We start from the raw sequence: 11,291 nt of genomic DNA, 5'->3' as shown, positions 1-11,291 counted from the left end.
ACGTTGAAGACTACGACGTTGATAGGCTGGGTGTGTAAGCGTAGCGATACGTTGAGCTAACCAGTACTAATGATCCGTGAGGCTTAACCTTACAACACCGAAGGTGTTTTGGTGAGAGATTTAATTTTCAGCTGATGTTCCAGATTTTAAGTTAATGGTTACGAGAAAGCGTGACGGTTAGCGAACAGAATATGCCTGGCGGCACTAGCGCGGTGGTCCCACCTGACCCCATGCCGAACTCAGAAGTGAAACGCCGTAGCGCCGATGGTAGTGTGGGGTCTCCCCATGCGAGAGTAGGGAACTGCCAGGCTCCAAATTCAAAGCAGTAAAAGCCAGAGTGACACCTGGTGGTTGTAAGAAATTCGGTGGAGCGGTAGTTCAGTCGGTTAGAATACCTGCCTGTCACGCAGGGGGTCGCGGGTTCGAGTCCCGTCCGTTCCGCCACTTAATAAAAAAATTATGCCTGCTTAATTAGCGGGCTTAATAATAAGCGTTATTTAGGGGCGTAGCTCAGTTGGTAGAGCACCGGTCTCCAAAACCGGGTGTCGCGAGTTCGAGTCTCTCCGCCCCTGCCATATAATGATCCTTTGCTTCGGCAAAGGATTTTTTTTGCCTGTAATTTGGCGATAATCTCTTCATGAACAACAAAAGCGCATTACTGCGCTATGAGTTGTGTCTTAAGTAACTCTTTGATCGTGCTCTGTTTATCACTGTTTTGTAACCAGATGGCATACAGCGGACGTGAGAGGATCTTCGATTCTACCATCTGATAAACGTCCTGCTGCTCTTTTGCCCATTCAACTGGTAAAAATGCATAGCCATTGAGCGCTTTCAGCATGCTGCTGACAATTTTGGTTGAGCTTGTCGTGAGAGTGGGTATGTCCTCGGGGCTGATCAATCCCGCTTCGTGCTGCTGGAAATCCGGCCCCCACTCCAGTCGTAAATAAGTGAGATCTTCTTTTTTACTTTTTTCAAATGCTGAGAACAAGGCAAGATCGAAATGCCCTACCAGCTGGCTGGCAAATTCATCCATTTTTGGCGCTTCTGTTGTGATCAGCAAATCCAGCTGACGTTCATGCAGCTGTTTTACCAGCGACTGGCGCTGTGCAATGCGTGCTTCAAACTGAAACACGCTATGTTCCTGATAAAGCGAAACTAACCACTCTGAAAGCAGGCATTCCCATAATGAGGCGCTGGCACCGATAGTGAGCTGGTTATGCTGGGAGGTATGTGAGACCTCTTTTTTGGCCGCAAGCCAGATGCTCATCAGGTTTTCTGCGTAGGGCAGCAGACGTTCACCCGCGGTCGTCAAACGTATGTTATTGCGGTGTCTGGTAAAAAGATTCACACCCAGCTGATTTTCGAGCTGGCGAATACGAAAACTCACGGCGGACTGCGTCAAGTAGAGCGCTTCTGCAGCACGTCCAAAATGGCGGGTGCGGCTCACTTCCAAAAAGGTTTTCAGTAATTCGGTATCCACAACGCGCTCCCAAAAATAATTTGTCGTTATGATTTAAATGTTTTGTTTGACGCTCTGTCAAGCGTAACTAATACTCCGCGCCATAAATAGCTCGGCCAAGAGAATTAGGAGCGTGTAGGATGGCGGAAAGCTTTACGACGACTAATCGGTTTTTCGACAATAAACATTATCCGCGCGGGTTCGCTCGCCATGGTGATTTCACCATCAAAGAGGCACAGTTACTGGAACGTCATGGTTATGCGTTCAATGAGCTGGATCTCGGCAAGCGTGAGCCTGGTACAGAAGAAGAAGTGTTATTTGTTGCGGTATGCCGTGGACAGCGTGAGCCGGTTACGGAAGCAGAGCGTGTGTGGAGTAAATACATGTCACGCATTAAGCGTCCCAAGCGCTTTCATACTCTGTCTGGCGGCAAGCCGCAGATGGATACGGTGGAAGACTTTACCGACAGCGACGATTAGTAAAAATGGGGCTCAAGCCCCATTTTTTATCCTACCAGCTGCTGCAAATGAGTAAGCATACGGTCGATTGCCCGATAGCTTAGCGCCTCCAGCAGATGCTCCCGCCTGATTTTTTCAACCCCATGAAGATCCGCGATTGTCCTCGCGACTTTCAGTAATCGCTGCCATGCTCGTATCGACAACCCCAACTTAACCAACGTCTCTTCCAGCCATATTGCATCATCTTGATTAAGGGCACAGTGTTTCCGTATTTCATGATTACTCAACATGGCATTGAGCTTGTTCTGGCGAGAGAGTTGTCGCTGCTGTGTACCAATGACGCGTGTTTTTACGTCAATACTACTTTCACAGTTTTCCCCAGAGTTACTCAGCATGCCTGAAGGCGGTAGAGGGATCTCAACCGAGAGATCAAAGCGGTCCAGAAATGGCCCAGAAAGCCGGCTCAGATAGCGTAACGTCTGCTCAGGTGAGCTGCGGTTGTGGCTCCCCTGATAGTGACCCGTAGGGCTGGGATTCATTGCCGCGAGTAGTTGAAAGCGTGCGGGATAGCTGATTTTTGCGCGGGTCCGTGAGATATGAATTACACCTGACTCAATCGGTTCTCGTAATGCGTCCAGCACACGCCTTTCAAACTCAGGTAGCTCATCAAGGAACAGGACACCGTTATGGGCGAGTGAAATTTCACCGGGTCCTGGTATTGCTCCACCGCCAACCATCGCCGTTAACGAGGCACTGTGATGCGGGGCTCTGAAAGGGCGCTGACGCCACTTTTTTTGTAGGTCATGAGGATTCACCAGGCTAAGTATCGCAGCACTATCTAGCGCCTCTCCATCGCTAAGAGAGGGCATGATAGTTGTCAGGCGGCTGGCAAGCATGGTTTTACCTGTTCCCGGAGGCCCGATGAGTAATAAGTTGTGCCCCCCCGCCGCGGTAATTTCTAATGCTCGCTTACCCTGAGGCTGACCATATATTTCATTCAAATCCTTTTCGTCATCCGCCTGCCATAATTGCTGTGGTTCAGGGCTGTGAAGCTCCCCTCTGTTCTCCAGGAATGCACAAACTTGCGTCAGATGATTTGCAATAAGGCAGCCAGGCTGTTTGATTAAGCCGAGCTCACTGGCATTTTCTTCTGCGGCAATGATATTTCTCCCTGCTTTTAAAGCTTCCATAGCAGCAGAAATAGCACCCGGAACGCCTCGTAAAGCGCCTGTAAGCGCTAATTCTCCGACGAACTCATACTGACCCAATTTGTCCATGGAAAGCTGCTCAGAGGCTGCGAGCAGCGCAAGAGCAATCGGCAGGTCGTATCTGCCACCTTCTTTAGGAAGGTCAGCAGGGGCAAGATTGATGGTTATTTTTCTTGCCGGGAATGTATAACCGCTGTTGATAAGGGCGCTGCGAACTCGATCCCTGGCTTCTCTGACGGTCGTTTCCGGTAAGCCAACCAGCGTTAATCCCGGCAAACCCTGGCTCAGATGAACTTCAACAGTGACGAGAGGTGCTGCGATACCCAGCGCGGCTCTCGTGTTGATAACTGCCAGTGACATACTCCCTCCTTAGACGATGCCTTACCTTGCCGGTTCATTTGTCCATTTCCAATGAGGGAAAAGCGATCTCTGAAAGCTGCTCTCAGAGTTTTCGTTCTGTTTTCAAAGTTGCTTAACTTTTTTGGATGCGGCACTCAGAAGCATAATTTTTCATTAGTACGCGAAGTAAAATCCCTCCCAAATGGCGAAAAATGAATTTTTTTCATTATCTTCTTACGCTATGAAAAATAATGATTTTCCGTTTATTCCTTTTTGAAAGTGTCGACGGCGTCATAAAAAAATCTTGTGCTTTTCGTTGTCTCTGTGATAACTCTGTAGGCATTACTTCGAACTAGATGTCAGAACATACAGAATATGAAAGCCCTTCTACGAGTGATTAGCCTGGTCGTGATTAGCGTGGTGGTGATTATTATCCCATCGTGCGGGGCTGCACTTGGAGAAAGAAAGGCTTAAAAATCAAGCCTGAATCGAAAAGAACCCCCGCACCGAAAGGTCCGGGGGTTTTTTGTTGGGCGTATAATTCCAGATGAGAACAGATGAAGTGTTTCAGCATAATATGCTGTTTATGCGGAAGTGAGGCGGGGAAGAAACTATGAATGGTGCACAGTGGGTAGTACATGCTTTGCGAGCGCAGGGTGTAGAGACGGTATTCGGTTATCCTGGCGGCGCGATTATGCCTGTCTACGACGCGCTGTACGATGGAGGAGTAGAACACTTGCTCTGTCGTCATGAGCAAGGTGCGGCAATGGCGGCCATTGGGTATGCACGTTCTACTGGAAAAACAGGGGTTTGTATCGCAACTTCTGGCCCTGGAGCAACGAACCTGATAACGGGTCTTGCCGATGCGCTGCTAGATTCCGTTCCTGTTGTTGCTATCACCGGTCAGGTGGCCGTTCCCCTTATCGGTACTGATGCCTTTCAGGAGGTTGATGTCTTAGGTCTATCCCTGGCCTGCACCAAACACAGCTTCCTCGTCGAATCTCTGGAAGATTTGCCTCGCGTGCTTGCCGAAGCCTTCGATATTGCAAATTCAGGTCGTCCAGGCCCCGTTCTTGTCGATATCCCTAAAGACATTCAGTTAGCGCAAGGCGAGCTGGAACCCTGGTTATCCACCATTGAGGATGAATTTACCCTGCCGTATAAGGAACTGGCGCAGGCCCGCGAATTATTAGCTAATGCCCGTAAGCCGATGCTGTACGTGGGAGGTGGGGTTGGTATGGCTCAGGCGGTGCCTGCGCTACGCGAATTTATCGCCGTGACAAATATGCCTTCAACTGTGACGTTGAAAGGCTTAGGTGCTGTATCGGCTGAAGATCCTTTTTATACCGGTATGTTAGGGATGCACGGGACAAAATCGGCCAACTTAGCCGTACAGGAATGCGATTTACTGATTGCGGTTGGCGCTCGGTTTGATGACCGCGTGACGGGCAAACTGAATACCTTCGCGCCACATGCCAAAGTCATCCATATGGATATCGATCCCGCTGAACTTGATAAGTTACGTCAGGCACACGTTGGCCTGCAGGGTGACTTAACTCAGTTATTGCAGGCGTTGCAGCAACCGCTGGATATCAGTGAATGGCAGCAGGAAGTCGTGGCATTACGGGAAGCTAACCCATGGCGTTACGATCACCCAGGCGAAGCCATTTTTGCTCCACTGCTGCTCAAGCAGATCTCGGACCGTAAACCGCAGGATTGCGTGGTCACGACGGATGTCGGTCAGCACCAGATGTGGACCGCTCAGCATATGACTTTCACCCGTCCGGAAAACTTCATCACCTCCAGCGGCCTCGGAACGATGGGCTTTGGTTTACCCGCCGCCGTTGGTGCACAGGTTGCGCGACCGAACGATACGGTTATCTGTATCTCCGGTGACGGCTCGTTCATGATGAATGTTCAGGAGCTGGGCACCGTCAAACGAAAACAGCTGCCGCTGAAAATCGTTTTGCTGGATAACCAGCGGTTGGGAATGGTTCGTCAGTGGCAGCAGATGTTTTTCTCAGAACGCTACAGCGAAACAAACCTCTCCGATAATCCCGATTTCCTCATGCTGGCCCGTGCCTTTGGTATCCCAGGCCAGCACATCACCCGTAAAGACCAGGTAGAAGATGCCATCGATGCGCTGTTGAACAGCGAAGGCCCCTACATGCTGCATGTTTCAATCGATGAGTACGAAAACGTCTGGCCGCTGGTACCGCCTGGTGCCAGTAATTCACAAATGCTGGAGAAATTATCATGATGCAACATCAGCTCGCCGTGCAGGCTCGTTTTCGTCCTGAAACCCTGGAGCGTATTTTACGCGTGGTGCGCCACCGTGGTTTTCAACTTTGTTCTATGAATGTGGCTACCGTGGGCAGTACCGACAACATTAATATTGAATTGACCGTTGCAAGCCTCCGCCCGGTCGAATTACTGTTTAGTCAATTAAGTAAGCTGGTCGACGTCGCCTGCGTAGAAATCCAGCAACCAACAACACAACAAATCCGCGCCTGAGCGCAAAGGAAGCAACATGACAACGAAGAAAGCTGATTACATCTGGTTCAATGGTGAAATGACCCCGTGGGGCGAGGCAAAAGTCCACGTGATGTCCCACGCGTTGCATTACGGTACGTCGGTGTTTGAAGGTATCCGTTGCTACGACTCTCACCTTGGCCCAGTGGTGTTTCGCCATCGCGAACACATGCAGCGTCTGCGTGACTCCGCCAAAATCTATCGTTTCCCGGTTTCACAAAGTGTTGATGACCTGATGGAAGCCTGCCGTGCAGTGATCCGCAAAAACAACCTGACCAGCGCGTATATCCGCCCTCTGGTCTTTGTGGGTGATGTTGGCATGGGCGTTAACCCGCCTGACGGTTATACCACTGATGTGATCATCGCAGCCTTCCCATGGGGAGCTTATCTCGGCGCAGAAGCGCTGGATCAAGGGATCGACGCAATGGTTTCCTCCTGGAACCGCGCAGCACCAAATACTATTCCAACCGCGGCGAAAGCCGGTGGTAACTATCTATCTTCTTTGTTGGTAGGTAGCGAAGCTCGCCGCCATGGCTATCAGGAAGGGATCGCGCTGGACGTGCAGGGCTTCCTGTCAGAAGGTGCTGGTGAAAACCTCTTCGAAGTGAAAGATGGCGTTCTGTTTACTCCACCGTTTACCTCTTCCGCGCTGCCAGGCATTACACGTGATGCCATCATTAAGCTGGCGAAAGATCTGGGGATCGAAGTACGCGAGCAGGTGCTTTCCCGCGAATCGCTCTATCTGTCGGATGAAGTCTTTATGTCCGGTACCGCGGCGGAAATTACGCCGGTACGTAGCGTTGACGGTATTCAGGTTGGCGAAGGCCGCTGTGGCCCGGTGACCAAACGTATTCAACAGGCGTTCTTTGGCCTGTTCACGGGTGAAACCGAAGACAAGTGGGGCTGGTTAGATCCAGTAAACCCTCAGTAAAAATGATAATCAGGCGGGTGGCTTCTGGCCGTCCGCACCCTGACAGACTGGAGTAAATCAGCATGCCTAAGTACCGTTCAGCTACCACCACCCACGGCCGTAATATGGCGGGTGCCCGCGCACTCTGGCGCGCAACCGGGATGACCGATGACGATTTCGGCAAGCCAATTATTGCGGTAGTGAACTCCTTTACTCAGTTCGTACCGGGCCACGTTCACCTGCGCGATCTGGGTAAACTGGTCGCCGAACAAATCGAAGCCTCCGGCGGCGTAGCGAAAGAGTTCAACACCATTGCCGTGGATGACGGCATCGCGATGGGCCACGGCGGTATGCTTTATTCTCTGCCGTCCCGCGAGCTGATTGCCGACTCCGTGGAGTACATGGTTAATGCCCACTGCGCAGATGCGATGGTTTGTATCTCTAACTGCGACAAAATCACCCCGGGGATGTTAATGGCGTCGCTGCGCCTGAACATCCCGGTTATCTTCGTTTCCGGCGGCCCGATGGAAGCCGGGAAAACCAAACTGTCTGACCAAATCATCAAACTCGACCTGGTTGATGCGATGATTCAGGGCGCTGACCCGAAAGTGAGCGACGAGCAAAGCGAGCAGGTCGAACGTTCCGCTTGCCCAACCTGCGGCTCCTGTTCCGGTATGTTCACCGCGAACTCGATGAACTGCCTGACTGAAGCTTTGGGTCTGTCTCAGCCGGGTAACGGTTCTCTGCTGGCCACGCACTCCGATCGTAAAGAGTTGTTCCTGAATGCCGGTAAACGCATCGTCGCGCTGACCAAACGTTATTACGAGCAGGATGATGAAAGCGCATTGCCACGCAGCATCGCCAGCAAAGAAGCGTTTGAGAACGCTATGACGCTGGATGTCGCGATGGGCGGCTCAACGAATACAGTTCTGCACTTACTGGCAGCAGCTCAGGAAGCCGAACTCGATTTCACCATGACGGATATCGACCAGCTTTCTCGCAAAGTGCCTCAGCTGTGTAAAGTCGCGCCGAGCACCCAGAAATACCATATGGAAGACGTTCACCGTGCGGGTGGCGTAATCGGTATTTTGGGCGAACTGGATCGCGGTGGCTTACTGCATCGCAATGTGAAAAACATTCTTGGTCTGACACTGACGCAAACGCTGGAACAGTACGATGTCATGCTGACCAAAGACGAAAGCGTGAAAAGCATGTTCTCCGCAGGTCCGGCGGGCATTCGTACCACAAAAGCTTTCTCGCAGTCCTGCCGTTGGGATTCTCTGGATGTTGATCGCCAAAACGGCTGTATCCGTTCTAAAGAAAATGCCTATAGCCAGGAAGGTGGTCTGGCGGTGCTGTACGGCAACTTCGCTGAAAATGGCTGCATTGTGAAAACAGCGGGTGTGGATGACGAAAGCCTGGTATTCCGTGGCCCTGCAAAAGTCTACGAAAGCCAGGATGATGCGGTTGAGGCAATCCTGGGTGGCAAAGTCGTCGCGGGCGACGTGGTCGTTATTCGCTACGAAGGGCCAAAAGGCGGGCCGGGCATGCAGGAAATGCTCTACCCAACGACCTTCCTGAAATCTATGGGGCTGGGCAAGGCCTGTGCGCTGGTGACCGACGGTCGTTTCTCCGGTGGTACATCCGGGCTGTCTATCGGTCACGTTTCGCCTGAAGCAGCCAGCGGTGGCAATATTGCGCTGATTGAAGATGGCGACATGATTGCGATTGATATCCCGAACCGTGGGATCCAACTGCAATTGAGCGATCAGGAAATGGCTGCTCGTCGTGAAGCGCAGGAAGCGCGTGGTGACCAAGCGTGGACTCCTCGCAATCGTGAACGCCAGGTTTCCTTCGCTTTGCGCGCTTACGCCATGCTTGCCACCAGCGCCGATAAAGGCGCGGTGCGCGATAAAAGTAAGCTTGGAGGCTAACCATGGCTGAGTCACAACCGCTACCCGACGCTCCCTGTGGCGCGGAATATCTGCGTGCCGTACTCCGTTCACCCGTTTACGAGGTCGCTCAGGTTACCCCGTTGCAGAAGATGGAAAAGCTGTCATCCCGTCTGGATAACGTCATTCTGGTGAAGCGTGAAGATCGTCAGCCGGTGCACAGCTTCAAGCTGCGCGGCGCGTACGCCATGATTGCCGGGCTGAACAGCGAGCAAAAAGCCAGCGGCGTGATTACGGCTTCGGCCGGGAACCACGCTCAGGGTGTGGCGCTCTCTTCCACTCGTCTGGGTATCAAGTCGCTGATCGTGATGCCGGTTGCTACCGCGGATATCAAAGTGGATGCGGTAAGAGCATTCGGCGGCGAAGTGCTGCTGCACGGTGCCAACTTTGATGAAGCTAAAGCGCGGGCAATCGAGCTTTCGCAGCAGCAGGGCTTCACCTATGTGCCACCATTCGACCATCCGGCAGTGATTGCCGGGCAGGGCACGCTGGCGCTGGAGCTGCTGCAGCAGGACGCCCACATCGACCGGGTGTTCGTCCCGGTCGGCGGCGGTGGTCTGGCGGCGGGCGTAGCGGTTCTGATTAAGCAGCTTATGCCGCAAATCAAGGTGATTGCGGTTGAAGCAGAAGATTCAGCCTGTCTTAAAGCCGCGCTGGATGCGGGCAAGCCCGTAGATTTAGCACGAGTTGGTTTGTTTGCTGAAGGCGTGGCGGTTAAGCGCATCGGCGATGAGACCTTCCGTATCTGCCAGGAGTATCTCGACGACATCATCACCGTAGACAGCGATGCAATCTGCGCGGCAATGAAAGATCTCTTCGAGGATGTGCGCGCAGTGGCGGAACCTTCCGGCGCGCTGGCCCTGGCGGGCATGAAGAAGTATATCCAGCAGCATCAGATTCGCGGCGAGCGCCTGGCGCACGTTCTGTCTGGCGCGAACGTTAACTTCCACGGGCTGCGTTACGTTTCTGAACGCTGTGAACTGGGGGAGCAACGCGAAGCCTTACTTGCGGTCACTATTCCGGAGGAAAAAGGCAGCTTCCTGAAGTTCTGCCAGCTGCTGGGCGGCCGCTCCGTCACCGAATTTAACTATCGGTATTCAAGCTCGGCGGAGGCCTGCATTTTCGTCGGCGTGCGTTTGACTCGCGGTCTGGAAGAGCGCCATGAGATCCTTGCCCTGCTGAACGAAGGGGGCTACGGCGTAGTCGATTTGTCCGACGACGAAATGGCGAAGCTTCACGTGCGGTATATGGTGGGTGGACGTCCTTCCAAGCCGCTGCGCGAGCGGCTTTACAGCTTTGAATTCCCGGAGTCGCCGGGCGCACTGCTGAAGTTCCTGCAAACGCTGGGTACGCACTGGAACATTTCCCTGTTCCACTACCGCAGCCACGGTACGGACTACGGTCGCGTGCTGGCGGCATTCGAGCTTGGCGATAACGAGCCAGATTTCCAAACGCGCCTGAACGAGCTGGGCTACGACTGCCACGACGAAACCAATAATCCGGCGTTCCGCTTCTTCCTTGCGGGCTAGTGGCTGCCGGGCAGTAATTTCCAGAACGCATTTACAAGCGGCTCATTGAGCCGCTTTTTTTGTGCGCAAACGCCAAGTTCGAACGGCGCATCCTCTTCGCTCCGCTCGAGGATTTGCACGCGGTTACGCACCGGCTCGGGGCTGTTTTCCAGCACAATTTCCGGCAGCAGCGCCACGCCACAGCCCAGCGCGACCATCGACACCATTGCTTCATGCCCGGCCACGGTCGCGTAGATAAACGGGTTGCTGATTTTCTGCCTGCGGAACCACAGTTCGATGCGGCGGCGCACCGGCCCCTGGTCCGCCATGATAAAGGGCACTTTGTTCCAGTCTGGCTCGGGCGTGCTGACCAGGTTGCGAACCGGGCAGGGCAGAGCGGGGGCGATAAGCACCACGGCCAGGTTTTCCAGCATTGAGAAAGCAATGCCCGGCGGCAGGGATTCCGGCTTGCCGGCAATCGCCAGATCGGCCTCGTCTGAATCTACTTTTTCCACCGCATCCGCCGCGTCGCCGGTTGTCAGTTTGATTTCCACATTCGGGTGCTCGGCGCGGAACCGATCCAGAATCGGCGGTAAATGGCTGTAGGCTGCGGTAACCGAACAGAAGAGATGAAGCTCTCCGGAAAGCGAAGGACCTTCCTGGCCGATGGTATGGCGCATCTGCTGGTACTGCAAAAGCGTATGCTGCGCGAATTGCCTGAGCTGCTCGCCAGCTTCGGTTAGCGTGACGGTGCGGTTATCGCGTAAAAAGAGCGGCTGGCCAAGATCGTCCTCAAGGCGCTGGATCTGTCGTGAAAGCGTTGACGGGCTGACATGCATTGCCCTTGCGCTGCGTCCAAAGTGGCGGCTTTCCGCAAGGTGGAGAAACGTTTTGAGATCGCGTAAATCCATGGTCATCAACCCTT

The 11,291-nt window shown here is 53.2% G+C and carries 10 protein-coding genes, 2 tRNA genes and 2 rRNA genes; 11 read left to right on the top strand and 3 right to left on the bottom strand.

Annotated elements, in window-relative coordinates; translation table 11 throughout:
- From HYQ67_RS21695 to HYQ67_RS21680, 4 genes are all read left to right on the top strand, one after another.
- Positions 1-91 (top strand): 23S ribosomal RNA (locus HYQ67_RS21695); the annotation flags it as partial.
- A gap of 103 nt (positions 92-194) precedes the next feature.
- Positions 195-310: ribosomal RNA gene (rrf, locus tag HYQ67_RS21690) — 5S ribosomal RNA — on the top strand.
- Positions 311-367: 57 nt separating this feature from the next.
- Positions 368-444 (top strand) — tRNA-Asp (locus tag HYQ67_RS21685).
- Between the two features lie 55 nt (positions 445-499).
- A tRNA-Trp gene (locus HYQ67_RS21680) sits at positions 500-575 on the top strand.
- 80 nt (positions 576-655) lie between these two features.
- On the opposite strand, the gene hdfR is transcribed toward HYQ67_RS21680, so the two are convergent.
- The gene (hdfR, locus tag HYQ67_RS21675) at positions 656-1,480 is read right to left on the bottom strand and encodes an HTH-type transcriptional regulator HdfR (protein ID WP_202307715.1); all 825 of its coding nucleotides are present in this window, start codon (positions 1,478-1,480) and stop codon (positions 656-658) included.
- Positions 1,481-1,599: 119 nt separating this feature from the next.
- Here hdfR and HYQ67_RS21670 point away from each other — a divergent pair, with 119 nt between their 5' ends.
- On the top strand, positions 1,600-1,938 hold the full coding sequence (locus tag HYQ67_RS21670; RefSeq protein ID WP_202307713.1) for a MaoP family protein: 339 nt from the start codon (positions 1,600-1,602) through the stop codon (positions 1,936-1,938).
- Between the two features lie 26 nt (positions 1,939-1,964).
- Here the strand turns inward: HYQ67_RS21670 and HYQ67_RS21665 are convergent, their stop codons facing one another.
- Complete coding sequence (locus tag HYQ67_RS21665) at positions 1,965-3,485, bottom strand: YifB family Mg chelatase-like AAA ATPase (RefSeq protein ID WP_202307711.1); 1,521 nt, start codon at positions 3,483-3,485, stop codon at positions 1,965-1,967.
- Between the two features lie 354 nt (positions 3,486-3,839).
- On the opposite strand from HYQ67_RS21665, the gene ilvL reads away from it, so the two are divergent.
- From ilvL to ilvA, 6 genes are all read left to right on the top strand, one after another.
- Positions 3,840-3,938 carry an ilv operon leader peptide gene (ilvL, locus tag HYQ67_RS21660; RefSeq protein WP_121266813.1) on the top strand — a complete coding sequence of 33 codons (99 nt, stop codon included), beginning with the start codon at positions 3,840-3,842 and terminating at the stop codon, positions 3,936-3,938.
- A gap of 139 nt (positions 3,939-4,077) precedes the next feature.
- A complete protein-coding gene (gene ilvG, locus HYQ67_RS21655; protein WP_202307709.1) occupies positions 4,078-5,724 on the top strand; it encodes an acetolactate synthase 2 catalytic subunit in 1,647 nt (548 codons plus the stop codon).
- A complete protein-coding gene (gene ilvM, locus HYQ67_RS21650; protein WP_202307698.1) occupies positions 5,721-5,978 on the top strand; it encodes an acetolactate synthase 2 small subunit in 258 nt (85 codons plus the stop codon). The genes ilvG and ilvM overlap by 4 nt, the downstream gene beginning before the upstream one ends.
- 16 nt (positions 5,979-5,994) lie before the next feature.
- Complete coding sequence (locus tag HYQ67_RS21645; protein ID WP_202307696.1) at positions 5,995-6,927, top strand: branched-chain amino acid transaminase; 933 nt, start codon at positions 5,995-5,997, stop codon at positions 6,925-6,927.
- 62 nt (positions 6,928-6,989) lie between these two features.
- Positions 6,990-8,840, top strand: a complete 1,851-nt coding sequence (gene ilvD, locus HYQ67_RS21640; RefSeq protein WP_202307694.1) for a dihydroxy-acid dehydratase — start codon at positions 6,990-6,992, stop codon at positions 8,838-8,840.
- Between the two features lie 2 nt (positions 8,841-8,842).
- A complete protein-coding gene (ilvA, locus tag HYQ67_RS21635; RefSeq protein WP_202307691.1) occupies positions 8,843-10,387 on the top strand; it encodes a threonine ammonia-lyase, biosynthetic in 1,545 nt (514 codons plus the stop codon).
- Here the strand turns inward: ilvA and ilvY are convergent.
- The gene (gene ilvY / locus HYQ67_RS21630; RefSeq protein WP_202307717.1) at positions 10,384-11,277 is read right to left on the bottom strand and encodes an HTH-type transcriptional activator IlvY; all 894 of its coding nucleotides are present in this window, start codon (positions 11,275-11,277) and stop codon (positions 10,384-10,386) included. The two genes, ilvA and ilvY, sit on opposite strands and share 4 nt — an antisense overlap.
- Positions 11,278-11,291: the final 14 nt, after the last annotated feature.

It is taken from the genome of Dryocola clanedunensis subsp. sulfonylureivorans, from assembly GCF_016756775.1.
Taxonomy (GTDB): Bacteria; Pseudomonadota; Gammaproteobacteria; order Enterobacterales; family Enterobacteriaceae; genus Dryocola; species Dryocola clanedunensis.
This window is presented reverse-complemented; position numbering and strand designations above follow the sequence as displayed.